18 protein-coding genes are annotated in these 24713 nt (G+C 71.4%); 12 read left to right on the top strand and 6 right to left on the bottom strand.

Features of this window, described 5'->3' with window-relative positions; genetic code table 11:
• Positions 1-20: 20 nt before the first annotated feature.
• Positions 21-419, bottom strand: coding sequence for a DUF4307 domain-containing protein (locus tag BU52_RS12585; protein WP_037932681.1), 399 nt, complete (start codon positions 417-419; stop codon positions 21-23).
• A 148-nt stretch (positions 420-567) separates the two neighbouring features.
• On the opposite strand from BU52_RS12585, the gene mca reads away from it, so the two are divergent.
• Both mca and BU52_RS12575 read left to right on the top strand, forming a co-directional pair.
• Positions 568-1449: a mycothiol conjugate amidase Mca gene (mca, locus tag BU52_RS12580; protein ID WP_037932678.1), complete on the top strand. Its 882-nt coding sequence runs from the start codon at positions 568-570 to the stop codon at positions 1447-1449.
• Entirely contained in the window at positions 1442-1690 is a 249-nt protein-coding gene (locus tag BU52_RS12575) for a hypothetical protein (protein ID WP_037932675.1), read from the top strand. Before mca ends, BU52_RS12575 begins: the two co-directional genes overlap by 8 nt.
• 184 nt (positions 1691-1874) lie before the next feature.
• Here the strand turns inward: BU52_RS12575 and BU52_RS12570 are convergent, their stop codons facing one another.
• Positions 1875-5075 carry a tetratricopeptide repeat protein gene (locus tag BU52_RS12570; RefSeq protein WP_037932673.1) on the bottom strand — a complete coding sequence of 1067 codons (3201 nt, stop codon included), beginning with the start codon at positions 5073-5075 and terminating at the stop codon, positions 1875-1877.
• Positions 5076-5224: 149 nt separating this feature from the next.
• On the opposite strand from BU52_RS12570, the gene BU52_RS12565 reads away from it, so the two are divergent.
• The 5 genes from BU52_RS12565 (at position 5225) to BU52_RS12545 (ending at position 14050) form a co-directional block, all read left to right on the top strand.
• Complete coding sequence (locus BU52_RS12565) at positions 5225-7258, top strand: thioredoxin domain-containing protein (RefSeq protein WP_037933006.1); 2034 nt, start codon at positions 5225-5227, stop codon at positions 7256-7258.
• 240 nt (positions 7259-7498) lie between these two features.
• Positions 7499-8809 carry a glycosyltransferase gene (locus tag BU52_RS12560; protein ID WP_037932670.1) on the top strand — a complete coding sequence of 437 codons (1311 nt, stop codon included), beginning with the start codon at positions 7499-7501 and terminating at the stop codon, positions 8807-8809.
• Positions 8806-10452 (top strand): ArnT family glycosyltransferase, encoded by a 1647-nt coding sequence (locus tag BU52_RS12555; protein WP_037932667.1) that lies wholly within the window; start codon positions 8806-8808, stop codon positions 10450-10452. Before BU52_RS12560 ends, BU52_RS12555 begins: the two co-directional genes overlap by 4 nt.
• Positions 10449-11630, top strand: coding sequence for a glycosyltransferase (locus BU52_RS12550; RefSeq protein WP_037932665.1), 1182 nt, complete (start codon positions 10449-10451; stop codon positions 11628-11630). Before BU52_RS12555 ends, BU52_RS12550 begins: the two co-directional genes overlap by 4 nt.
• A complete protein-coding gene (locus BU52_RS12545) occupies positions 11627-14050 on the top strand; it encodes a galactose oxidase-like domain-containing protein (protein ID WP_037932663.1) in 2424 nt (807 codons plus the stop codon). Before BU52_RS12550 ends, BU52_RS12545 begins: the two co-directional genes overlap by 4 nt.
• 133 nt (positions 14051-14183) lie before the next feature.
• Here the strand turns inward: BU52_RS12545 and BU52_RS12540 are convergent, their stop codons facing one another.
• Both BU52_RS12540 and trhA read right to left on the bottom strand, forming a co-directional pair.
• Positions 14184-14915 (bottom strand): Mut7-C RNAse domain-containing protein, encoded by a 732-nt coding sequence (locus BU52_RS12540; protein ID WP_037932660.1) that lies wholly within the window; start codon positions 14913-14915, stop codon positions 14184-14186.
• A 187-nt stretch (positions 14916-15102) separates the two neighbouring features.
• Positions 15103-15816, bottom strand: a complete 714-nt coding sequence (gene trhA, locus BU52_RS12535) for a PAQR family membrane homeostasis protein TrhA (protein ID WP_037932657.1) — start codon at positions 15814-15816, stop codon at positions 15103-15105.
• 326 nt (positions 15817-16142) lie between these two features.
• Here trhA and BU52_RS12530 point away from each other — a divergent pair, with 326 nt between their 5' ends.
• From BU52_RS12530 to BU52_RS12520, 3 genes are all read left to right on the top strand, one after another.
• A complete protein-coding gene (locus BU52_RS12530) occupies positions 16143-17963 on the top strand; it encodes a phosphoenolpyruvate carboxykinase (GTP) (RefSeq protein ID WP_037932655.1) in 1821 nt (606 codons plus the stop codon).
• A gap of 314 nt (positions 17964-18277) precedes the next feature.
• Complete coding sequence (locus tag BU52_RS12525) at positions 18278-20011, top strand: YncE family protein (protein WP_037932653.1); 1734 nt, start codon at positions 18278-18280, stop codon at positions 20009-20011.
• 106 nt (positions 20012-20117) lie between these two features.
• On the top strand, positions 20118-21608 hold the full coding sequence (locus BU52_RS12520; RefSeq protein WP_327149377.1) for an AAA family ATPase: 1491 nt from the start codon (positions 20118-20120) through the stop codon (positions 21606-21608).
• Between the two features lie 145 nt (positions 21609-21753).
• On the opposite strand, the gene BU52_RS12515 is transcribed toward BU52_RS12520, so the two are convergent.
• Entirely contained in the window at positions 21754-22485 is a 732-nt protein-coding gene (locus BU52_RS12515) for a dienelactone hydrolase family protein (protein WP_037932648.1), read from the bottom strand.
• A gap of 300 nt (positions 22486-22785) precedes the next feature.
• Positions 22786-23217, bottom strand: coding sequence for a nuclear transport factor 2 family protein (locus tag BU52_RS12510; protein WP_037932646.1), 432 nt, complete (start codon positions 23215-23217; stop codon positions 22786-22788).
• Positions 23218-23314: 97 nt separating this feature from the next.
• On the opposite strand from BU52_RS12510, the gene BU52_RS12505 reads away from it, so the two are divergent.
• Both BU52_RS12505 and BU52_RS12500 read left to right on the top strand, forming a co-directional pair.
• Positions 23315-23884, top strand: a complete 570-nt coding sequence (locus BU52_RS12505; RefSeq protein ID WP_037932643.1) for a PadR family transcriptional regulator — start codon at positions 23315-23317, stop codon at positions 23882-23884.
• Positions 23871-24698 carry an SGNH/GDSL hydrolase family protein gene (locus BU52_RS12500; protein ID WP_037932641.1) on the top strand — a complete coding sequence of 276 codons (828 nt, stop codon included), beginning with the start codon at positions 23871-23873 and terminating at the stop codon, positions 24696-24698. Before BU52_RS12505 ends, BU52_RS12500 begins: the two co-directional genes overlap by 14 nt.
• Positions 24699-24713: the final 15 nt, after the last annotated feature.

Here is a 24713-nt window from a genome sequence, read left to right as displayed (position 1 = left end):
GGCGGGTATTCCCCGCCACATCACTCCGCGTGGCAGCCGACGAGCTCGGCAGTGGTGCCCGGGGAGGTCGTGCGCAGGGTGACGACCTCGTCGACGCGCGTGGCGTCCCCGGCGAAGCGGAAATCGGCGCGGCCCACCTCGGCGCCGTTCTCGGCCTGGGAGCGCACCGTGCAGTAGCCGGCGACGCCCGCGTCCTTGTGCACCTCCAGGCGCACCTGCACCGCGTCGTCGGTGATCTCGAAGCCGATCAGTTCGGCGCTGATCTCGTTCTGCGCCACGTAGTGGTAGCCGAACCAGCCGATCAGCCCGAGCAGCAGCACCGACAGCACGGCGCCGACGACCTTGAGGGTGCGGTCGGCACGCTGGTCCGAGGAGCGGCCGTAACGGCCCTCGGGCAGCCGCGTGCTCGACGTACTCATGATCGTCTCCTCGGCAGGAAGGGACCGGCGTCCCCGTGGCGGTCCCCGGAGCGGGACTCCGGAATTTTTCGTCCCCCGATTCGGTCACTATAGAAGCCTGCGACTGCGCCGCCGCACACAGGGCGCCTAACGACTTGAGGATTGAGTCTTGACTGACCAGCTGCGACTGATGGCCGTCCACGCCCACCCCGACGACGAGTCGAGCAAGGGCGCGGCCACCATGGCGAAGTACGTGTCCGAGGGGGTGGACGTGCTCGTGGTGACCTGCACGGGAGGGGAACGCGGCTCCATCCTCAACCCGAAGCTGCAGGGCGACCCGTACATCGAGGAGAACATCCACGAGGTGCGCAGGAAGGAGATGGACGAGGCCCGCGAGATCCTCGGCGTGAAGCAGGAGTGGCTCGGCTTCGTCGACTCCGGCCTGCCCGAGGGCGACCCGCTGCCTCCGCTGCCGGAGGGCTGCTTCGCCCTGGAGGACGTCGACAAGGCGGCCGGTGAGCTGGTGCGCAAGATCCGCGCGTTCCGTCCCCAGGTGATCACCACGTACGACGAGAACGGCGGGTACCCGCACCCCGACCACATCATGACTCACAAGATCACGATGGTGGCGTTCGAGGGCGCGGCGGACGCCGAGAAGTACCCGGAGGACGAGTTCGGTCCGGCGTTCCAGCCGCTGAAGGTGTACTACAACCAGGGCTTCAACCGCCCCCGCACCGAGGCGCTGCACCAGGCCCTGCTGGACCGGGGCCTGGAGTCGCCGTACGGGGACTGGCTCAAGCGCTGGAGCGAGTTCGAGCGCAAGGAGCGCACCCTCACCACGCACGTGCCGTGCGCCGACTTCTTCGAGATCCGTGACAAGGCGCTGATCGCGCACGCCACGCAGATCGATCCGGACGGGGGGTGGTTCCGGGTGCCGATGGAGCTCCAGAAGGAGGTCTGGCCGACGGAGGAGTACGAGCTCGCGAAGTCGCTCGTCGATACCTCCCTCCCCGAGGACGACCTCTTCGCGGGCATCCGGGACAATGCCTGACATGAGCGCAAGCGCAAGCCTGGCAATGACCCACCTGGTGCCTCTGGCCAAGGAGCTCGACGAGGACAAGGTGACTCCCGGTGTCCTCGGGTTCATCGTGTTCGCGGTGATGGCTCTGGCGGTGTGGGGGCTGATGAAGTCGATGAACCGGCACATGGGGCGGGTGAACTTCGTGGAGTCCGAGGAGCCCGGGGGCGAGACGGGAAGCGTCGTGGCCGACGGTGGCAAGAAGTCCGGCTGACCGCTGACTGCTGACCGCTGACCGCTGACTGCTGACCGCTGGGCGGCGTCAGCTGGGCACCCGGCGTTGGTGTGGGCCGCGGGGTGTTGCGCAGCCCGGCGCCTGCGGGGTGCCGCTGCGCCCACCCGTGCCGCCCCAGCGGCACGACTGCCCGCAGTTGCGGCGGTGCGGCTGTCCGTAGCTGTTACGGCGTGGGCTGCACTGGTACTCCCATGACCTCTCGGGCGTGGCGGCTGGGGACCATGCCCAGGTGCCAGGCCTGCCAGCCGGACTCCAGGGTGACGCCCCGTTCCAGGAGGAGCTGGTAGGCCTCCACGCAGTCGGCCAGCTTGCCGTCGCGGGCGGGGTGGCCGGCACGGCCCAGCCGGGACAGCTCCTCCTGGGCCACCGCCGTACCGACCTCCGTGCCGCCCGGGGCCGCGTACGGCAGCAGCGTGCAGCGCAGGAAGCGTGCCCAGTCCTCGCCGCGCCGGTCGCCGTAGGACACGAACAGGGTCACCGCCTCGTCGCACAGGGCGAGGGCCTGCTGCGTGCGCGCGTTGCCCGCGTCGACGACCGCCAGCTCCAGGCAGGTCCACGCCTCGCCGTGCGCCACCCCGATGCGCTGGAAGTCGGCGCGCGCGTCCACCAGCAGCTGGCGGGCGAAGCCGGAGTTGCGCAGCGACCCCGTCCGGGCCGCCCGCTGGTCCCGGGTCACCCGCGCCGAGTGGTGCCGGGCGCAGGCCAGTCCGTAGACGTCCCGCATCCGGGAGAACATCGTGCGGGCCCGTTCCAGCTCGCGCACCGCGCGGTCCAGGTCGCCGGTCTCCTCCAGGGCCTGGCCCAGGTAGTACAGCGTCCAGGCCTCGCCCCGCGCGTCCTCGTTGTCACGGTGCCGGGCCGCGGCCCGGCGCAGGTCCTCCACCGCCGGCGAGGCGTCACCGTCCACCAGCCGGGTCCGCGCCAGCTCCGTCAGCGCCCACGCCTCACCACGGGCGTCGCGCGTACGGCCGTACAGGTCCAGGGCCGTGCGCAGTTCGCTCTCCGCGCGCGGCACGTCGCCCATCCGCAGGTACAGCTGCCCCAGCTGGAAGTGCGCCCACGCCTGGCCGTGCAGGGACTCGCCCGCGCGGTGCAGCACCAGCGACTCGGTGAGCAGGTCCAGGGCCTCGGCCGGCCGGGCGCGGTCGCGTTCCACCGCCGCCAGCGCGTGCATCGTCCAGGCGCGGTCCGTGGCCAGCTCGGGCGCGGACTGCAGATCCAGCGCCTCCCGCAGCTTCGCCGACGCCTCCGTCAGGTTGCCCTGGTGGTGCAGCGTGATGCCGAGCGAGGTCAGCGCCCGCGCCGCGCCCGCGTCGTGCTGCGCCTCCCGGTACAGGTCCACGACCGACGTCAGGGTGGTCCGCGCCTTGTCCAGCTCGCCGAGCTGCCGCGCGGCGATGCCGGTGCGCCACTGCACGGAGCGCACCAGCAGCCCCTCGTCCACGGCCTGCGCCAGCTCGTTGATCTCGCCGAGGCGGTAGAGGTCGCCGCGCAGCAGGCAGTAGTCGCACAGCGCGCCGAGCAGGTTCAGCACCGCCCTCCGGTCGACGCCCTCCGCGTGCCGCAGGGCCGCCGTGATGAAGCTCGACTCGTCGTCCAGCCAGCGCAGTGCCTCGTCCAGCGAGGTGAAGCCGTACGGGCTGAAGCGGTCCGAGCGGGTCGACATGTTGCCGTCGACCAGCCGCAGCACCGAGTCGGCGAGCTCGGCGTAGTTCACGATCAGCCGTTCCTGCGCGGCCGTGCGCTCGGCCGGGTCCTCCTCGTCGAGGAGCCGGGCCAGCGCGAACGCGCGGACGAGGTCGTGCAGCCGGTAGCGGCTGTGCCGTACGCGGTCGATCAGCCCGGCGCGCTCCAGCGCGGCCAGGTGCCGGGTCCCCTCGGCCTCGTCGGTGCCGAGGAGCGCTGCCGCCGCGGCGGCACCCAGTGAGGCCCGGCCGGCCAGCGCCAGCCGGCGCAGCAGCCGGCGCAGGATCTCCGGCTGATCGGTGTAGCGCAGCCACAGAGCGCGCTCGACCGGCTCGACGGGCCCGTAGGCGCCCAGGTCGGTGGCGAGCGCGAGCGGCGAGCGCGGACCCAGGGCCGCGCCGACGACCCGCAGCGCCAGGGGCAGGCCCCCGCACAGCTCCCGCACCCGCTCGGCGGACTCGGCGTCGTACGGCCCCGAGGAGTCCTGCGCGGCGGCCGTGAGCAGTTCCTCCGCACCGGCGGCGTCCAGGGGCTCCACCGGCAGCTGGTGGACCCGGGCCGGCAGGTCGTCGGGCAGCCCGAGGGGGGCCCGGGAGGTGACCAGGACCAGGCTGTCGGAGCGCTCCGGTATCAGCGTGCGGACCTGCTGCGGATCGGAGGCGTCGTCCAGCACCACGGTGACGGGCATCCCGGTCAGATGCTGGTGGTACAGCTCGCTCAGCCGCTTGACCTGCTGGTCGGGGGAGGACCGTTCACGGAACAGCAGCTGCTCGCGCGGCGCGCCGAGCCGGTTCAGCAGATGCAGCAGCGCGTCCCGGGTGGACAGCGGGGGCTCACCCGGGCTGTCGCCGCGCAGGTCGACGACGCAGGCGCCGCGGAAGTGGTCCTTCAGCTCGTGCGCGGCGCGCACCGCGAGCGTCGTGCGGCCGCTGCCGGGCGCCCCGTGCAGCACCACCACGGTCGGCCGGGTCTCGGTACTGGCGCGGGCCGCCCGCACCCACTGCCTGATCCGCGCCGTCTCCTGCCGCCGGCCGGCGAACGGGCCCAGCGGCTCGGGGAGCTGCCCGAAGGACTGGTCCAGCACACTGCGCCCGCGGGCCGCCGCGCTCTTGTCCGTGCCGCGCAGCCGCGGCCCCGCCTTCGTGCGCCCCGTGGACGCGGCCAGCACCCGCTGCTGGTCCAGGAACGGGCGGATCCCGCGCACCTCCAGCGCCGTCAGCCACTGCAGCCGGAGCTGCTCCGGCCCGCCCGGCTGACTCACCGCGCCGGCCCGGTGATGGGCGGCGGGCACATGGGCACCGGCCACCTTCACCACGGTCGCCGCCGCGCCGACGACGCCGACCGTCACGCCCGCGCCCAGCGCCGTCCCGGTGCCGGTGCCGAGCGCCATGTCGGCGGCCACGGCCGCGAGCCCCGCCACCCCGGCCACCAGCAGCGGTGTCCCGGCGCCCTCGCGGGCGTAGCGCTGCCGGAAGGTGAGCCGGCCGGCCTCCGACTCGTCCAGGGCACGCGTGTACGCCCCGTACTCCTCGGCCGCCGTCGCCGCCATCGCGTCCAGTGCCCCGCGGGCCCGCGCGAGCAGCACCTTCCCGTCGGTGCGTCCGCCCGACCGGCGCACCTCCTCCTCCACGGCCCGCGCCAACAGCCGCTCGGCATCAGCCCGGTGACTGTCCCGCATGTGATGTCCCCCTCCGGTGGCGTCGGCCGGTTCCGGCCGCGTTCCCTGGTCACAAGTGTGTCGTGCGGGGGCCGCCGTGGGGAGAGGGCCGGATCGCCCGGCTGTGTGCTGCCGGGCTCCTGGGCGGGTACTGCGGCAGGATGGACACCATGCCGAACCGACTGGCCCACGAGACGTCCCCGTACCTGCTCCAGCACGCCGACAACCCGGTCGACTGGTGGCCGTGGTCCCGGGAGGCGTTCGACGAGGCACGACGGCGGCAGGTGCCGGTGCTGCTGAGCGTCGGCTACTCCAGCTGCCACTGGTGCCACGTGATGGCGCACGAGTCCTTCGAGGACCGGGACACCGCCGAGGTGATGAACGCGCACTTCGTCAGCGTCAAGGTCGACCGCGAGGAGCGGCCCGACGTCGACGCCGTCTACATGGAGGCGGTGCAGGCGGCCACCGGGCAGGGCGGGTGGCCCATGACGGTGTTCCTCACGCCGGACGCCGAGCCCTTCTACTTCGGCACGTACTTCCCGCCCGCGCCCCGGCACGGCATGCCGTCGTTCCGGCAGGTGCTCCAGGGCGTGCACCAGGCGTGGGACGAGCGGCGGGACGAGGTCGGTGAGGTGGCCGGGAAGATCGCCCGGGACCTGGCCGACCGTGAGCTGTCCTACGGCGACGACCAGGTGCCCGGTGAGCAGGAGCTGGCGCAGGCGCTGCTCGGGCTGACCCGCGAGTACGACCCGCAGCGAGGCGGGTTCGGCGGGGCACCGAAGTTCCCGCCGTCCATGGTGATCGAGTTCCTGCTGCGGCACCACGCCCGCACCGGCGCCGAGGGCGCGCTGCAGATGGCGCGGGACACGTGCGAGCGGATGGCGCGCGGCGGGATCTACGACCAGCTCGGCGGGGGCTTCGCGCGGTACTCCGTGGACCGGGACTGGGTGGTGCCGCACTTCGAGAAGATGCTGTACGACAACGCGCTGCTGTGCCGGGTGTACACGCACTTGTGGCGCTCCACGGGGTCGGAACTGGCGCGCCGGGTGGCGCTGGAGACCGCCGACTTCATGGTCCGGGAGCTGCGGACGCCGGAGGGCGGGTTCGCGTCGGCGCTGGACGCCGACAGCGACGACGGCAGCGGGAAGCACGTCGAGGGTGCCTACTACGTGTGGACGGCCGCGCAGCTGCGCGAGGTCCTCGGCGAGGAGGACGCGGAACTCGCCGCGCGGTACTTCGGGGTGACCGAGGAGGGCACCTTCGAGGAGGGCGCCTCGGTGCTGCAGCTTCCGCAGCGGGAGGAGGTGTTCGACGCGGGGCGGATCGGCGGCGTCAGGGAGCGGCTGCTCGCGGCGCGCTCCGCGCGGCCCGCCCCCGGCCGGGACGACAAGGTGGTCGCCGCCTGGAACGGCCTGGCGATCGCGGCGCTCGCCGAGGCCGGGGCCTGCTTCGACCGGCCGGACCTGACGGAGGCGGCCGTCGCCGCCGGGGACCTGCTGGTGCGGCTGCACCTCGACGAGCAGGCCCGTATCGCCCGTACCAGCAAGGACGGGCACGTCGGGGCCAACGCGGGGGTGCTGGAGGACTACGCCGATGTCGCCGAGGGCTTCCTGGCGCTCGCGTCGGTGACCGGGGAGGGGGTGTGGCTGGAGTTCGCCGGGCTGTTGGTCGACCATATCCTGGCCCGTTTCACCGACGACGCGTCGGGTGCGCTGTACGACACGGCGTCGGACGCGGAACGGCTGATCCGGCGCCCGCAGGACCCGACCGACAACGCCGCGCCGTCCGGCTGGACGGCCGCGGCGGGCGCGCTGCTGAGCTACGCGGCGCACACCGGCTCCGAGCCCCACCGCCTGGCGGCGGAAAGGGCGTTGGGCGTGGTGAAGACGCTCGGTCCGCGGGTGCCGCGGTTCATCGGGTGGGGGCTTGCGGTGGCCGAGGCGGTGCTGGACGGTCCGCGGGAGATCGCGGTGGTGGGCCCGGCACTCGACGACCCGGCGACCGTCGTCCTGCACCGCACGGCGCTCCGGGGCGCCGCGCCCGGCGCGGTGGTCGCCGTCGGGACCGAGGGGAGCGACGAGTTCCCGCTGCTCGCCGGCCGTCCCCTGGTCGGCGGTGAACCGGCCGCCTATGTCTGCCGTAACTTCACGTGCGACGCACCGACGACCGACTCCGACCGGTTGCGGGCGGCACTGGGCAACTGAACGGGCCTGCCAGCCAAGCCTGTTGGGCTGCACGGAGGCACCGGGGACCGGTCGCGTCACTGGCTGATTCCGGTCAACTCCGTTATGCCACAGCACTGTTCCGCAACAGGGTCTTTATCGGAAGTGCCCCCACGTTTCACAATTCCCCCTTAATCTCTGCACGGTGACGTGGCGGACGGGGCGCCGCAGGAGTGACGCGCCGTCACGTTGCGGGGGGTTTCGGGATCTGGGGGGATCTGTTTGCTCACGTCTGTATTCATCGCTGTCGTTTCGCTGGCCTTGTTCTGGATGGCCGCGTTCACCTTGTGGTGGCAGATGCACGCCTGGCGTACGCCCGAGGTGCTGGCCTCCACCCGGTTCAGCAGCCCGGACGGCGGCGGGCACCTGTCGTTCTCGCTGTTGCTGCCGGCCCGCCACGAACAGGCGGTGCTCGACCACACCATCCAGCGGCTGCTCGAGTCGAGCCACACCGACTTCGAGATCATCGTGATCGTCGGCCACGACGATCCCCCGACCACCGCCGTCGCCGAGGCGGCGGCCCGCCGGGACCCACGGGTCCGGGTGGTCGTCGACACCCACGAGAAGAAGAACAAACCGAAGGCCATGAACACGGCGCTGCCGCACTGCCGCGGCGACGTCGTCGGGGTCTTCGACGCCGAGGACCAGGTCCACCCGGAACTCCTCGCCCACGTCGACCACGCCTTCCGGTCCACCGGGGCCGACGTGGTCCAGGGCGGGGTGCAGCTGATCAACTTCCACTCCAGCTGGTACAGCCTGCGCAACTGCCTGGAGTACTTCTTCTGGTTCCGCTCGCGGCTCCACCTGCACGCGCAGAAGGGATTCATACCGCTCGGGGGCAACACGGTCTTCGTCCGCACCGACGTCCTGCGGGAAGCGGACGGCTGGGATCCCGACTGCCTCGCCGAGGACTGCGATCTGGGCGTCCGGCTCTCCAGCGTCGGCAGACAGGTAGTCGTCGCCTACGACTCCGACATGGTGACCCGCGAGGAGACCCCGGGCTCGCTGATGTCGCTGCTGAAACAGCGCACCCGCTGGAACCAGGGCTTCCTGCAGGTGTACCGGAAGAAGGACTGGAAGCAACTGCCCACGTTCGGGCAGCGGATGCTCGCCCGCTACACGCTGATGACGCCTTTCCTGCAGGCGTTCACCGGCCTGATCATCCCGCTGAACGTGGCGGTCGCGATCTTCCTCGACGTGCCCGTCTCCCTCGCCTTCCTCACCTTCCTGCCGGCCGTCACCGCCCTCGTCACCTTCGTCTTCGAGGTGGTCGGGCTGCACGACTTCGGCAGGCAGTACGGGCTGCGCGTCCGGTTCGTCCACTACCTCAAGCTCATCGTGGGCGGCCCGTTCTACCAGGTGCTCCTCGCCGGTGCCGCGGTCCGCGCGGTGTGGCGCGAGCAGCGCGGCCGCAACGACTGGGAGCTGACCACGCACGTCGGCGCGCACATCGACGCGCCCACGGCCGCACGGGACGCCTCCGCCGTGACCCGTGGCACCGCGACCGCGACCCGAGAGGACGTCCCCGCGTGACCTCCACCCTTCCCGCGGTGACCGGCCCCAAGGTCCCCGCGCAGCGCCGACCCGTGCCCACCACCGCTCCGGCCGGCCGGACACGGCCGCCGGGCCGGCTCCGCTCCTCCCGCTCCGACCTCCTCCTCTGCGGTGGCCTCCTGGTCGCGATCCTCGTCGTCCAGGGCTGGAACATCGCCGACTACCCGACCCTCAGCGACGACGAGGGCACCTACCTCGCCCAGGCCTGGGCCGTCCAGGAGGGCCGGGGCCTCGCCCACTACACCTACTGGTACGACCACCCGCCGCTCGGCTGGATCCAGCTCGCCGTCCTGACCTGGATACCGGCGATGATCAGCCCCGAGTCGATGACCGTCGGCACCATGCGCGGCGTGATGCTGCTGATCAGCGGCATCAGCGCGGTCCTGGTCTACGTCCTCGGGCGCCGCCTCTCCCTGCCCCGCTGGGCGGCGGCGCTCGGCATGGTGATCTTCGGCCTCTCCCCGCTGTCCGTCGTCCTGCAGCGCGAGATCTTCCTCGACAACCTCGCGGTGATGTGGACGCTGCTCGCCTTCACCCTCGCCGCCTCCCCGAGCCGCCACCTGTGGCACCACTTCGGCGCGGGCATCGCCGCCGCCGTCGGCGTCCTCACCAAGGAGACGATGCTCGTCGTCCTGCCCGCCCTGTTCGTCACCGCCTGGCGCCACAGCCACAGGGACACCCGCAAGTTCGCGCTGACCGGCGCCGTCACGGCCTGCGCGCTGATCGGTTTCTCCTACCCGCTGTTCGCCCTGCTCAAGGGCGAGCTGTTCCCGGGCAGCGGACACGTCTCCCTGTGGGACGGCGTCGCGTACCAGATGACCCGGCCGGGTTCCGGCTTCATCCTCGACGAGGGCTCCGGCTCCTGGGGGGTGCTCCAGTCCTGGCTGTACTACGACCGCATCCTGCCCCTCGGCGGCCTCGCGGGCGCCCTGCTGCTGATCGTCACCTGGCGCTGGTCGGTCACCGCCCGCGCCCTGGCCGGCCCGGCCCTCACCGTGGCGATCCTGGCCGCGCTGGCCCTGCGCCCGGACGGCTATCTGCCGGCCATGTACATCATCCAGGCGCTGCCCTTCCTCGCCCTCGTCCTGGCCGGCGGGGCCGCCAGTGTCGCCCACGCCGTGCTGCGGCGACGGCGCTCCGCGACCGAGGGACGGCCGCTGACCTACGCCCGGTACACCCTCGCCGGTGTCCTCGCCCTCGCCGCCACGGCCTACGTCGTACCCCGCTGGTACGACGGCGCCCGCACCGCCGTCACCACCGAGGCCAACGCGCCCTACGAGGCGGCCTCGACGTGGATGGCCACCGAGGTGGTGGACCCGGCGGGCACCCGGGTGCTGGTCGACGACGCCATGTGGCTGGACCTGGTGCACGCCGGGTACCGGCCCGGCCCCGGCGTCATCTGGTTCTACAAGGCCGACCTCGACCCCGCGGTGACCGACACCCTGCCCAACGGCTGGCGGGACATCGACTACGTGGTCGCCTCACCGACGGTACGGCGCGACGCGAAGGACCTGCCCAACGTCAGGCAGGCCGTCGAGCACTCGAAACCGGTCGCCGTGTTCGGCACCGGTGCCGACCGTATCGAGATCCGCCAGGTCGAGACCGCCGGAGGCACCCGATGAGCCAGGAGTCCATCGTCCCCGGCGAGCTGGGCGACCCCACGCTCGACCCGGTTCAGGTACCTGAGCCCGGCGCCGTCACCATCGTCGTGCCCACCTTCAACGAGTCCGCCAACGTACGGCGGTTGCTGCACCAGATCACCGAATCGGTGCCCGCCCGGCTGCCCTGCGAGGTCGTCTTCGTGGACGACTCCACCGACGACACCCCCGACGTCGTCCGGGAGGCGGCCCGGGACTGCCCCTTCCCGGTCACCGTCCTGCACCGCGAGGAAGCCGTCGGCGGGCTCGGCGGGGCCGTCGTCGAGGGCATCAGGGCCGCCTCGTCCGACTGGGTCGTCGTCATGGACGGCGACTGCCAGCACCCGCCGTCCCTCGTCCCGGAGCTGGTGGCGACGGGGGAGCGGGCGAACGCCGGGCTCGTCGTCGCTTCCCGGTACATCAAGGGAGGCAGCCGGGCCGGGCTCGCCGGCAGCTACCGGGTGGCCGTCTCACGCGGGGCGACCTGGCTGACCAAGGCCCTCTTCCCGCGCCGGCTGCACGGCATCAGCGACCCCATGAGCGGTTTCTTCGCCATCCGCCGCGGCGCCGTCACCGCCGACGCCCTCAAGCCTCTCGGGTACAAGATCCTCCTCGAACTCGCCGTCCGCAGCCGACCCCGTACGGTCACCGAGGTGCCGTTCGTCTTCCAGGACCGGTTCGCCGGGGAGTCCAAGTCGTCCGCGCAGGAGGGGATGCGCTTCCTGCGGCACCTCGCCGGGCTGCGCACGCGGTCCCCCCTCGCCCGCATGGTCGTCTTCGGGCTGATCGGGCTCACCGGCTTCGTACCCAACCTCGTCGCGCTGTCGGCGCTGACCGAGGCCGGGCTGCACTATCTGCCCGCCGAGATCGTCGCCAACCAGTTCGGCGTGGCCTGGAACTTCCTGCTGATCGAGAGACTGCTGTTCCGCGAGCGGCGGCGGCACCGGCACTGGGCCGACCGCACCGCGCGGTTCGCGCTGCTCGCCAACGCCGACCTGGTGCTGCGCCTGCCGCTGATCGCGCTGCTGGTCGGCCGGTTCGGCATGGCGGCACTGCCCGCCACCGCGCTGGCACTCGTGATCACCTTCGTCCTGCGCTTCGTGGGAACCGAGGCGCTGGTGTACCTCCCGAGCAGGAGCCGTACGGCAAGGAGCACCGCATGAGAACACCCGGAAAACCGCCGGCGTCCAGACGCACCACGGCCCTGCTGGCCGTCGGTGCCCTCACCACCGGCCTCCTCCTCACCGCCCCGCAACCCGCCTCCGCCGCCAACCTCATCAAGAACCCGGGCTTCGAGACCGCCGGCACCGGCGACATGCCGTACTGCTGGGAGAAGTCCGGCTGGGGCGACAACGACTTCACGTTCACCACCACCGCCGACGCGCACACCGGCGACAAGGCGATGAAGGTCGAGCTGACCCGCCGCGTCGACGGCGACCGCAAGGCCCTGATCACCGAGTCCGCCGACTGCGCGCCCGTGGTGACGCCGGGCAAGCAGTACGACCTCGGGCTCTGGTACAGGACGACCACCCCGGACGCGGCCGTCACCCTGTTCCGGCACGACTCCACGGCCGGCTGGCAGTACTGGACCGACCTCAAGACCCTCGACCTGCAGGCCGACTGGACCGAGGCCACCGTCCGCACCCCCGAGGTCCCGGCCGGCACCGACCGCATCTCCTGGGGCGTGTCCGTCTACGGCACCGGCTCCGCCACCACGGACGACTACACGATGGAACAGGTCGCCGAGCCGGTCCCGGAACCGGGCTGCACGGGCACCGCCCAGGAGTGCGCCGACGGCAGCTGGGAGGTCCTGCCCGCGCAGAACCCGGTGCGCTCCATGCACTCCGTGGTCCTGCACAACGGCAAGGTGCTGCTGATCGCCGGCTCCGGCAACGACCCGGAGCGGTTCGAAGCGGGCACCTTCACCAGCGCCGTCTACGACCCGGAGGACGGCACCTACAAGGTCGTCCCGACCCCGGACGACATGTTCTGCGCCGGGCACGTCCAGCTCAAGGACGGCCGGGTCCTGGTCATGAGCGGCAACAAGGGCTATCCGTCCGCCGACGGAACGATCGGCTACCAGGGCTACAAGGACTCGTACGTCTTCGACCCGGAGACCGAGTCGTACACGAAGACCAACGACATGAACGACGGCCACTGGTACCCGTCGGCGACGATCCTCGGCAACGGTGACGTGATCAGTTTCGGCGGTCTGCGCGAGGACTCCACCGGCTCGGTCACCGCCGAGCGGTGGTCGGACGCCGAGCAGCGGTGGCTGCCCACCTGGAAGGTCAACCAGACCTGGTCGTACTGGGGCCTGTACCCGTCGATGATCCTCATGCAGGACGGCCGCCTCTTCTACTCCGGCAGCCACGTCTTCGGCAACAACATCCCGGGCACCGGATCCGCGATCTACGACTACGACGCCAACACCATCACCCAGACCCCGGGCCTGCGGAACAAGGACGAGCGGGACCAGTCGACGAGCGTGCTGCTGCCCCCGGCGCAGGACCAGAAGGTCCTCACCCTCGGCGGCGGCAACATCGACTCCAACCCGGACGCGAACCGGCTCACCGACATCATCGACCTCAAGCAGCCGGACCCGACCTACGTGGCCGGCCCGCCGATCCCGCAGGGCACCGTCGACCACGGCAACGGTCCGGTGCCGCAGACCGGCGACCAGGGCAAGATGTACCTCTCCGCCGTCCTGCTGCCCGACGGCAAGGTGCTGGAGACCGGTGGCGCGCTGCACAACCGGGCCGACCCGGTGTTCGAGACGTCGGTCTTCGACCCGGCCTCGGAGACCTTCGACCCGGTGGCCGTCGACCCGGAGGCGCGCGGCTACCACTCCTCGGCGTTCCTGCTGCCCGACGGCCGTGTGATGACCACCGGCGACAACCCGGGCAACGGCTCCTGGAACCACAACGTGTCGGTCTACAGCCCGCCCTACCTCTTCAAGGGGGAGCGGCCGGTGATCACCTCGGTCATCGACACCGAGTGGAACTACGGCGACACCCAGCGGATCACCGTCGACCGGCCCATCGCCAAGGCCGAGCTGATCCGCCCGGCCGCCGTGACCCACTCCTCGGACCCGAACCAGCGGTTCGTGGACCTGCCGCTGTCCGTCGACGGCAACACGGTCGACCTGAACGTGACGAGCAACCCCAACCTGGCCCCGCCCGGCTGGTACATGCTCTTCGCGGTCGACGCGGCCGGCGTTCCCTCGGTGGCGAAGTGGGTGCACCTCCAGGGCCCGGCGGCTCTCACTGCCCAGGACGCCTCCGCCCACGTCCACGACTTCGCCGAGGCCCCGGCGGGCAAGGTGACCAAGGCAGGCAAGAAGCGCACGTCACAGCCGGTCGCCCCGACCGTCTCGGGCTGCGACCGCCACTACGGCTCCGCCAACGTCTGCGTGCCGACGGCCTTCCCGGCGGACGTGAAGCCGACCACGTTCGCCCGCTGCATGTGGCTGAAGGACCACGACTACGGCCGCCTGAAGGTCAACGGCAAGGACGACCCGCTGAAGCTGGACAGAAACCGCGACGGCATCGCCTGCGGCGCGAAGGATCTCAGAATGCGCTGACAGCGCCCCGCCAGGGGCGCGGGGAACTGCGCGACCAGCCACAAACGGCCCGCAGTTCCCCACTGCGCTTACCTCCCACGGCGCTCCCTCCCACGGCGCTCCCTCCCACGGCGCTTCCCAGCGGAGCGACCCCTCACCCCCGTGAGGAGCGCGAAGCGACCGCCCGCTCCACGATGGCGACCAGTTGCTCGTGGTGCGCGCCCTTCCAGTACGCCCGCCCGCAGTCGGAACACTGCGCGAACACGTCGTAGTTACGGTGCGTGCCCCCCTGCAACTGGTCGGCGATCTCCTCCTTGGTGGCCCGGCGCAGCAGCCCGTTGCAGGAGGTGCACCGGGTCCACGGGCGCAGCTCGGGATCGAACCGGTCCAGCACGTACGTCAGTTGCTCCTCCGGCCGCGTGCTGTAGACGAACGCCCCCGCCCACAGCTCCCGCCGCCGCAGCAGCCCCCGGTCGCGGCTGAGCATGACCCGCTTCTCCGCCGCCGACCGCGCGGCCAGCGCCGGATCGCCGATGTCGGTCGACTCGTACGCCGTGTCCACGCCGAGCAGCCGCAGCCGCCGCGCCAGCGTGCCGAGGTGTACGTCGAGCAGGAACCGCAGCGGCGCGCCCGGCACCCGCTGCGGATGCCCGACCGCCCGCACGGTCACCGACTCGCCCGCGGCCGGAACATGGCCGGCCGGTACCTCGTGGCCGTCCACGAGCAGCGTGCCCACCTCGGTCAGCGGGACGCCGAGGGACTCGACGACGTGGCCGAGGCTGGAGACGCCGTCGGTGGTGGTCTTCGTGGCGCCCGTGGGCCGCGCCTGGGGGACGAAGAGCAGCAGTTCGGGATCGAACTCGACGTGGATCTCGGGACCGTTCACCCGGCCAAGGATGTCATGTCCGGGGTGTGCCGCCTCAGGATCTCGCGGGGGGCGGCACGTGCGCGAGGACGTCGAGGGCCCGGTCTACGAGGCCGGTGAGGTCGTCCTCCGGCAGGCTGTCGGTGCCGTGCGCGCATGAAGAAGGCCGCGGCGCCGAAGCCGCGGCCGGTGGTGCGCCCGGCGCCTCTCAGGCGTGCTGGTACGCCACCAGGGAGATCCCCACGTAATGGGCGATGAAGGCGGCCAGGGTGAACGAGTGGAACACCTCGTGGAAGCCGAACCAGCGCGGGGACGGGTTGGGCTTCTTGATGCCGTAGACGACCCCGCCCGCGCTGTAGAGCACGCCGCCGGTGATGACCAGCACCAGGACGGCGATGCCGCCGGTGCGCATGAAGTCCGGGAGGAAGAAGACGGCCGCCCAGCCCATCGCGATGTAGCAGGGCGTGTAGAGCCAGCGGGGCGCGCCGACCCAGAAGACCCGGAAGGCGATGCCGGCGGCCGCCGCCGCCCAGATGCCCCACAGCAGCCACTGCCCCGTGGAGTGCGGCAGCAGCAGGATGGTCAGCGGCGTGTAGGTCCCCGCGATGATCAGGAAGATGTTGGCGTGGTCGAGGCGGCGCAGCACCCTGTCCATGCGGGGGCTCCAGTCGCCCCGGTGGTACAGCGCGCTCACGCCGAACAGCAGGCAGGCGGTGAGGGCGTAGACCCCGCAGGCGAGGCGCCCCCGGGTCGACTCGGCGAAGGCGGTGAGCACCAGGCCGGCGACCAGCACGGCGGGGAACATGCCGAGGTGCAGCCAGCCGCGCAGCTTGGGCTTGACGGGATGGGGCAGGGAGGTCGCCACCGGTCCGGGGCCGTCGGCCGGCGGGTTCGCGGAGGCGTCGGGGGCGAACGCAGTCATGTCTCGCATCGTACCTACGGGCCCGTAAGTTACGCGTCGTGATGGCGTATTGACCTTCCGGAGTGGCCATCATCTCACGCCACCACGCGGAAATGTCACGCAAAGAAATCGTCAGGTCTACTCAACGTGCGCGTAAAGCCACAGGAAAGACCGTGGTCAGCGTCACGTTGCTCACCTGTGCGGCCCTCTGGACAGATGGGCGCTCTCGTCGGATGATCAAATGAGTGCGGTCGACACCGGATGAGCGCCAAAGATCACCGTCTGAAGCATCCGGGTCGCAGCCCCCACGGGGCCTCCAACAAAAAATCCCTCATTTAGGAGCAAACGTGGCGCGCGACATCGCGGAACCCGGCGTCCCCACCACCCACCAGGGACTGATCTCCTGGGTCAACGACATCGCAGACCTGACGCAGCCGGACAACGTGGTCTGGTGCGACGGCTCAGAGGCCGAGTACGAGCGCCTGTGCGAGGAACTCGTCGCCAAGGGCACCTTCAGGAAGCTCGACCCGATCAAGCGCCCGAACTCCTACTACGCGGCCTCCGACCCCACCGACGTGGCCCGCGTCGAGGACCGGACCTTCATCTGCTCCGAGAAGGAGGAGGACGCCGGCCCGACCAACCACTGGAAGGCCCCCGCCGAGATGCGGGACATCTTCCAGGGCGAGAAGGGCGTCTTCCGCGGCTCGATGAGGGGCCGCACCATGTACGTCGTGCCCTTCTGCATGGGCCCCGTCGGCTCGCCGCTGTCCGCCATCGGCGTCGAGATCACCGACTCCGCGTACGTCGCCGTCTCCATGCGCACCATGACCCGCATGGGCCGGCCGGTCCTGGACGAGCTCGGCTCCGACGGCTTCTTCGTCAAGGCCGTCCACTCCGTCGGCGCCCCGCTGGAGCCCGGCCAGGAGGACGTCCCCTGGCCCTGCAACGGGACCAAGTACATCTCCCACTTCCCCGAGGACCGCGAGATCTGGTCCTTCGGCTCCGGCTACGGCGGCAACGCCCTGCTCGGCAAGAAGTGCTACGCCCTGCGCATCGCCTCCGTCATGGCCCGCGACGAGGGCTGGCTCGCCGAGCACATGCTCATCCTCAAGCTCACCCCGCCGCACGGCGAGTCCAAGTACGTCGCCGCCGCCTTCCCGTCCGCCTGCGGCAAGACCAACCTCGCCATGCTGGAGCCCACGATCTCCGGCTGGACGGTGGAGACGATCGGCGACGACATCGCCTGGATGCGCTTCGGCGAGGACGGCCGCCTCTACGCCATCAACCCCGAGGCCGGCTTCTTCGGCGTCGCGCCCGGCACCGGCGAGCACACCAACGCCAACGCCATGAAGACCCTGTGGGGCAACTCCGTCTTCACCAACGTCGCGCTCACCGACGACGGCGACGTCTGGTGGGAGGGCATGACCGAGGAGACCCCGGCCCACCTCACGGACTGGAAGGGCAACGACTGGACCCCCGAGTCCGGCACCCCGGCCGCCCACCCCAACGCCCGCTTCACCACCCCCGCCGCGCAGTGCCCGATCATCGCGCCGGAGTGGGAGGACCCCAAGGGCGTGCCGATCTCCGCGATCCTCTTCGGCGGACGCCGCGCCAGCGCCGTACCGCTGGTGACGGAGTCCTTCGACTGGAACCACGGCGTCTTCCTCGGCGCCAACGTGGCCTCCGAGAAGACCGCCGCCGCCGAGGGCAAGGTCGGCGAGCTGCGCCGCGACCCCTTCGCCATGCTGCCGTTCTGCGGCTACAACATGGGCGACTACATGGCGCACTGGATCGACGTGGCCAAGGACAAGGACCAGTCCAAGCTGCCGAAGATCTACTACGTCAACTGGTTCCGCAAGAACGACGACGGCAAGTTCGTCTGGCCCGGCTTCGGCGAGAACTCCCGCGTCCTGAAGTGGATCGTGGAGCGCCTGGACGGCACGGCGGAGGGCGTCGAGACCCCGATCGGCGTCCTCCCGGCCAAGGCCGCCCTGGACACCGAAGGACTGGACCTGTCCGACGCCGACCTGGACTTCCTGCTCACCGTCGACAAGGACGTGTGGCGCGAGGAGGCCGCCCTGGTCCCCGACCACCTGAACACCTTCGGCGACCACACGCCCAAGGAACTGTGGGACCAGTACCACGCGCTGGTGAAGCGCCTGGGCTGACCGCCCGCAAGGACCCCGCGGCCGGCCGGGATGAGGATGCCCTGACCAGCGATCGTCACGATCCGGCCGGCCGCGGAACACACCGGCGAGGCCCGCACAACGGCGTGCGGGCTCCTGGGCCTGCCGTCGTCCCCTCCGCCCGCCCCGGCGCAGGGGACGACGGCAGGCCCTCGCCATGCCGTGCTCCGTCCCGTTCTCGGCGTGTGCATGCCCCGCGTGTCCCCCTTGCTCTTCGATCTTCACGGCTGTTCCATGTCCTTCACGGGTGTCTCACCTGTCGCGTGAGACCTCAACACAGCCTGTGGGGGGCACAGTTGAATACAGCACACCGTCCCGGACGCCTCGCGGTCACCGTTCTCACCGCCGCGCTCGCCGGGACCGGACTCACCGTCGCCGCCGCGCCCGCGGCGCACGCGGCGGCCTCCGACGCCGTCATCAAGCTGCCGATGTCCTCGTTCTCGGCACTGGCCGTCGACAACGTCCACCGGCAGGTCTTCGTCGCCGACAGCGCCACCGGCTACGCCTACAACTCCGGCACCGTCGCCGTCTACAGCTTCGCCGGTGAGCGGCTCACCACGATCATCACCAACCAGAAGCACGTCTCCGGCCTGGCGGTCAGCGACGACGGCAGCAAGGTGTACGTCGGGACGCGCGACCGCATCGACGCCATCGACACCACCACCTACCAGCAGACCCCCGTCGCCAGCACCTACACCGACACGTGCGGCCGCGACCTCGCCCTCTCCGGCGGCCAGTTGTACGTCACGACGCCGTACGCGCAGTACGCCGGGGAGTGCGCCACCTCCAGCACCTACGTGGACGCCGTCGTCGACGGGGCCTATCAGCGCACCGGCTGGAACGACTCCGGAGACCTCCAGCTCGAGTCCGGCCCCGGCAACAGGATGCTCATGGGCCAGCCGCGCAACGCGAGCGCGCCCAACCCCTTCGTCACGGTGTTCGACACCAGCGGCGACAGCCTCGTCCGCAATGCCGCGCGCCGCTTCGCCGACAGCGAGGGCAAGGGCGCCCTGGACTTCAAGGACATGGCGTTCTCCGCGGACGGCACCAAGGTCGCCGTGGCCGACGCGGCCTTCGGCACGCGGCTGCTGAACGCCGACGACCTGTCCGACGCGCCGGCCGGCTACCAGGCGCTGCCGTCCGGGGCCACCGCCAGCGCGGTCGCCTTCAGCGGCGACGGCAAGTACATCGCGCGCGGCGCCTCGGCCACCGGCTCGACCCCGGACCTGCTGGTGCAGCCCGCCGATCCGGCCGACTCCACGCCGCCGCTGGAGTTCGTCTTCGAAGGCAGCCTCGACGGCGACCGGGTCGTCCCGCGCGGCATGGAGTGGTCGGCCGACGGCTCCCGCCTCTTCGCGGTCACGGCGAGCACCGGCGGCGGCCAGTACTGGCTGCACATCGTCCAGCCCCCGGCCGTCCAGTACGACGTCCGCCTCGACGGGACGCTGACGCACAGCCCCGCCCAGGCCGTGGCGGGCGAGCCGCTGTCGGTGCGGGGCCGGCTGGAGTACGACGGACCGGCGCCCGCCGAGCCGATGAAGGTCACGGCGACCCGCACGGACGCGGGCGGCACCCATGACCTGGGCACCTTCACCGTCAAGGAGGACGGCTCCTACACCGTCCTCGACGAGCCCGGCCTGGTCGGCGACGCCACCTACACCGTCTCCTACCTCGGCGACCTCACCCACCGCCCCGCCACCGACGTCACCCACACCGTGTCCGTCGGCAAGGCCGCCAGCTCGATCGCGCTGACCGCCCCGGCGGAGGCCTCGATGAGCACCGGCGTCGAGATCACCGGCACCTTCACCGCCCAGGGCAAGGCGCTGCCGGACCGGGCGGTGCTGAAGGTCGAGCGCACCGACCGGCTCGGCACCGGCACCCTGTCGTCGGTGACGGTCGCCGCGGACGGCACCTTCACCGTCAACGACATCCCGCGCACCCGGCGGGAGACCACCTACCGGGTGAGCTGGCAGGGTGACGACCTGCACGAGGGCGCGACGGCGTCGGCGACGGTGTACGTCACCCGCTGACCCGTCGCGGGACCTCCCGCCCCAGCGCGGGCGTAACCGATCGCCCCCGGCCTCGTTCTTAGGGATGTACTTCTAAGAGGCACGTCTCTAAGAACGGGGAGGTGCCGTGGTCCGCCACACAGCACGCCATCTGCCGAGACCGCCGGACATGTTCGACCGGGAGTGGGAGTGGAGTGAGCTGACCGCCTTCGCGACCAGCGAGGGCACCGGGCCCCGGCTCGGCGTCGTGTCGGGCCGTCGTCGGCAGGGCAAGAGTTTCCTGCTCCAGGCGCTCGCGGACGCCACTGACGGCTTCTACTACGCGGCGGTCGAGGCATCGGCCACCGAGTCCCTGCACCTGCTGGGCGAGGCGGTCGCACGCTTCACCGGTGCCGCCGTCCCGCCGAGGCCGGCGAACTGGGACCAGGCCCTTGAGCTGCTCTTCGGGCTCGCGGCGGACCGGCCGTTGCCCGTGGTGATCGACGAGTTCCCCTACCTCGTGCGGAACGCCCCCGCCCTCCCGTCCCAGTTGCAGGCCGCCCTCGGGGTGCGCTCAGAGCGCCACCGAAGGGAACGGCCCCGGATCCTGCTGTGCGGCAGCGCGATGGCCTTCATGGGCGGACTGCTCTCCGGGGCCTCCCCGCTCTACGGCCGGGCAGGCCTCGATCTCACGGTCCACTCCCTCGGCTTCCGCGAGGCCGCCGAGTTCTGGGGCATCGAGGACCCGCGGCTCGCGGTGCTCGTCCACGCGATCGTCGGCGGTACCCCCGCGTACCGAAGGGAGTTCGTCGACGACGACGTCCCGGACGGGCCCGACGACTTCGACGCCTGGGTCTGCCGGACCGTACTCAACCCGGCCCGGCCCATCCACGGTGAGGCACCGTATCTCCTGGCCGCGGAGCCGGACCTGCGCAACCGGTCCCTGTACCATTCGGTGCTCGCCGCGGTGGCGGGCGGCAACCGCACCAGTGGCGGCATCGCGAGCGCGGTAGGGCGCAAGGCCACGGACATCTCGCTGCCGTTGTCCGTCCTGAGGAACTGCGGTCTGCTCACCGCCGAGCCCGACGCCTTCCGCGCCAACCGCACCACCTACCACGTCGCGGAGCCGCTGATCACCTTCCACCATGCCGTCATCCGCCCCGAGACGGCCCTGCTCAGTCGCCGCCGAGGCGCGGCCAGGATGTGGGAACACAGCCGGCCCACGTTCCTCAGCAAGGTCGTCGGCCCGCACTTCGAGCGGCTGTGCCGTGAGTGGGTGGAGTGGCACGCGGACCCCGCGACCTTCGGGGGCATGCCGATCCAGGTCGCCTCCGGGACCGTCGCCGACCCGGTGAACCGGACCTCCCTCGAGGCCGAGGTCGTGGTGCACGGAGCGATCGGCCAGGACCAGCGCATCCTGCTGTCCGTCGGCGAAGCCAAGTGGCACAAGGTCATGCACCTCGGACACCTCCAACGCCTGCGCCGCATGCTGGGGTTGCTGGAGGCGCGAGGCGTGGACACCACCCATGCCCGACCCGCCTGCTACAGCGGGGCCGGATTCGATTCCGAACTGCGGGCGGCCGAGGAGCGGGGAGAGGTGGTCCTCGTCGACCTGCGCCGGCTGTACCACGGTTCCTGAGGACCAGGGCGCGCCGGCTCGGATCGGGCGGCGGCGTGGCGGGCACGGTCCAGCACGGCAGAGGACGGACCGGTACCGCGCCCCCCCGGTGCGAGGGGCGCGGTGCTTCGTTCCGGCGGACGTGCGGCCGGGTGCTCCGGTGGCGTCAGGTGAGGTGCCGGGTGAAGAACCGTACGCTGCTGTCCAGTTCGTGGGCCGGGATGTCGGCGTGTGCGCCGGGGTTGGCGTGCAGGGTCTTCTCGGCCGAGGCGAAGGCGTCGAACAGGGCCAGGCTCTGGGAGCGCGGGACCCGTTCGTCGTCCCACTGGACCAGGAACTCCACCGGCACGGTGATCCGCGCGGCGGCCTCGGCCGTGGCGAGTGCCCCGCCCAGGCCCAGCACCGCCGCCCGCACCCGCGGTTCGTCGGCGACGAAGGGGACGCCGAGCCCGCAGCCCAGCGACACGCCCCAGTAGCCCACCGGGCCGGGGCCGACGTGGTCGGCCTCCTGGACGGCGTCCAGGACCGCCCGCCACTCCGGGACGGTCCGGCGGGCGACGAGTGCCTGGAACTCGGCGATCAGCGGCGCCAGTTCCTCACCGGCCGCCACGCGGGCCTGGTTCTCGGTGGCGATCCGGTCCAGCCCTTCGTCCTTCGGCCGGTCGCCGTGGGCGGGCACATCGACCGCCACCACCGCGAAACCGCAGTCGGCCACGAAGCGGCGGGCGCGGAACAGGACGCCGGGGGCCTTCTTGTGCTGGCCGCCACCGTGCCCGATCAGAATCAGGGGACGCGTACCGGTGGCGCCTTCCGGCGTCCACAGCACACCGGGGATCTCACCGAGGGTGAAGAGCTGTTCGGACACGCCGTCGGACGACGTGCGAGAGGTGAAGCGCATGGCGTTTCGAGCCTTTCGAGATGCCTCTGCGGGCACTCCCTAGGCCGTGCACGGGAGGGAGCCCCGACCTGTCACAGCGTTGATCGGACTCACCTCCTCGGTTCGCGGGAACGCACAGCGACGCCGAATCTAGCAGGCGGGGCCGCCACCAAGACGCCGTTTCCCTTGGCTTGCGTGATGCTGCGGACTGAGTCAGACGGCGTTGTCTCGACAGTGCCGACGGTGAGGTTGAGGAACCCCCGTCCGAACGCATCACCGCCTACGTTGCCGCGCCTTCTGGAGTGGTGGTGCGGGGGGCGGTTACTGACCGGAGGGCGCCGGCACGAGGCCGTCCGCGACCAGCCCGGCAAGGACCGCTTCGCCGAGGGCGTGGACGGCGGACTGAGGGCGGACCATGACGGTGAACTCTTTGATCCGGCCGTCGTCGTCTAAGTGCAGTAGGTCGATGCCGTGGATCTCCTTGCCGCCCACCCTGGCACGGAAGAGCAGCACTGCCGAGGCGGCGGACGAACTGTCGGTGCTGGTCTGCGCGGTGCCGGTGTAGTGGCCGATGTAGCGGAAGTCCTCGAACGTGCGCAGCAGGACTCCGAAGAGGCCCAGCACCATCGGCTTGCCCTCGAAGGGAGTGAACTTCACCGGGCTGTAGAGGCGGATGTCCTCCGTGAACAGGTCGTCCAGTGCCGCGAGGTCACGGCGGTCCACGGCAGCACGGAAGCGGTCGGCAGCGGTCATGGCTTGCTCCCTCTCCATAGTCATGAATAAGACTAGTCACTTTCATGACTATCATGGGTGGGGCGTGGGCGACAGAGGCATGTAAGGAGGCGACCCGATGGCGCTACGGCACGCCGTGCTGGCGGCACTGCTCGAAGGAGAGCTCAGCGGCTACCAGCTGACCAAGGCGTTCGACCTGGGTGTGGCGAACTTCTGGTACGCCCAGCCGCAGCAGCTCTACGCCGAGCTGACCCGCCTGGAGAAGGGCAGGCTCATCGCGGGCCGGGAGGTGATCCAGGAGGCCCGGCCCAACAAGCGCCTGTTCCGTCTGACCGACGCCGGGCTGGCGGAGCTGGAGGAGTTCACGGCCGCAGCGGCGAAGCCCTCCTTCATCCGCGACGACCTGCTCGTCAAGGTCCAGGCCGCCGACCACGTCGACTCCGAGGCCCTGATCGCTCAGCTCTCCGAACGCGCCGCCTTCGCCCGGGCCAAGATCGACCTCTTCGGCAAGATGCTGCGCAGCATGCGCGGCGACCATACGGAGGAGGAGTTTCTGCGCCACGGCCACCGCATCGGCCCGTACCTGACCTGCCTGCGCGGCCTGGCCTTCGAAGAGGGCAACCGCGACTGGTGCGAACACACCATCGCGGTCCTGCGGGAGAGGCAGAAGGCCCATGTCCAGCACTGACGCGGCATACGCTCGTTACGTCGCCCTGGGCGACAGTCAGACCGAAGGCCTGGGCGACGGCGACGACACCACCGGCCTGCGCGGCTTCGCCGACCGCCTCGCCGAACACCTCGCCCGCCACAACCCCAGCCTCGTCTACGCCAACCTGGCCGTACGAGGCCGCCTCGCCGCGCAGATCCACGCCGAACAGCTCGCGCCCGCCCTGGCCTTGCGCCCCGACCTGGCCACCGTCGTCGCCGGCGTCAACGACCTGCTACGACCCCGCTTCGACGCCGACGAGGTCGGCGGACACCTGGAAGCCATGTTCGCCGCGCTCACCGCCGGGGGCACCCACGTCGCCACCCTGACCTTCCCCGACCTCGCCGGCATCACCCCACTCGCACGCCCGCTTGCCCCACGCGTCATCGCCCTCAACCACCGCATCCGCGAAGCCGCCCGCCACCACGGCGTCACCATCGCCGAAACCGCCCACCACCCCGTCGTCACCGACCCCCGCCTGTGGAGCCCCGACCGCCTCCACGCCAGCCCCCTCGGCCACCAGCGCATCGCTGCCGCCCTCGCCCACGCTCTCCACCTCCCCGGTGCCGACGACACCTGGACCCACCCCCTGCCCGCGCCGGCGACGCCCACGCCCACCGGATGGCGTGCAGCCACCGACGAACTTCGATGGGCCGCGACCTTCCTCCGCCCCTGGCTCGCCCGGCGTCTCCGCGGCGGTTCCTCCGGCGACGGCCACACCGCCAAGCGTCCGTACCTCACCGCGGTAGGCATGCCGAGCCGTCCCGCGCTGCGGCCTTACGGTGAGCAGGTCTGAGGAAGTCCGCGAGCA

The sequence above is a fragment of the Streptomyces toyocaensis genome (assembly GCF_000725125.1).
GTDB lineage: Bacteria > Actinomycetota > Actinomycetes > Streptomycetales > Streptomycetaceae > Streptomyces > Streptomyces toyocaensis.
Note: the sequence above shows the minus strand (reverse complement) of the source record. Positions and strands in the feature narration are given on the sequence as shown.

Coding starts and splice junctions, on each gene's coding strand:
- BU52_RS12550 (WP_037932665.1), top strand. CDS start 10,449: ATGAGCCAGGAGTCCATCGTCCCCGGCGAGCTGGGCGACCCCACGCTC.
- BU52_RS12500 (WP_037932641.1), top strand. CDS start 23,871: ATGTCCAGCACTGACGCGGCATACGCTCGTTACGTCGCCCTGGGCGAC.
- BU52_RS12515 (WP_037932648.1), bottom strand. CDS start 22,485: ATGCGCTTCACCTCTCGCACGTCGTCCGACGGCGTGTCCGAACAGCTC.
- BU52_RS12585 (WP_037932681.1), bottom strand. CDS start 419: ATGAGTACGTCGAGCACGCGGCTGCCCGAGGGCCGTTACGGCCGCTCC.
- BU52_RS12510 (WP_037932646.1), bottom strand. CDS start 23,217: ATGACCGCTGCCGACCGCTTCCGTGCTGCCGTGGACCGCCGTGACCTC.
- BU52_RS12505 (WP_037932643.1), top strand. CDS start 23,315: ATGGCGCTACGGCACGCCGTGCTGGCGGCACTGCTCGAAGGAGAGCTC.
- BU52_RS12545 (WP_037932663.1), top strand. CDS start 11,627: ATGAGAACACCCGGAAAACCGCCGGCGTCCAGACGCACCACGGCCCTG.
- BU52_RS12570 (WP_037932673.1), bottom strand. CDS start 5,075: ATGCGGGACAGTCACCGGGCTGATGCCGAGCGGCTGTTGGCGCGGGCC.
- BU52_RS12575 (WP_037932675.1), top strand. CDS start 1,442: ATGCCTGACATGAGCGCAAGCGCAAGCCTGGCAATGACCCACCTGGTG.
- BU52_RS12565 (WP_037933006.1), top strand. CDS start 5,225: ATGCCGAACCGACTGGCCCACGAGACGTCCCCGTACCTGCTCCAGCAC.
- trhA (WP_037932657.1), bottom strand. CDS start 15,816: ATGACTGCGTTCGCCCCCGACGCCTCCGCGAACCCGCCGGCCGACGGC.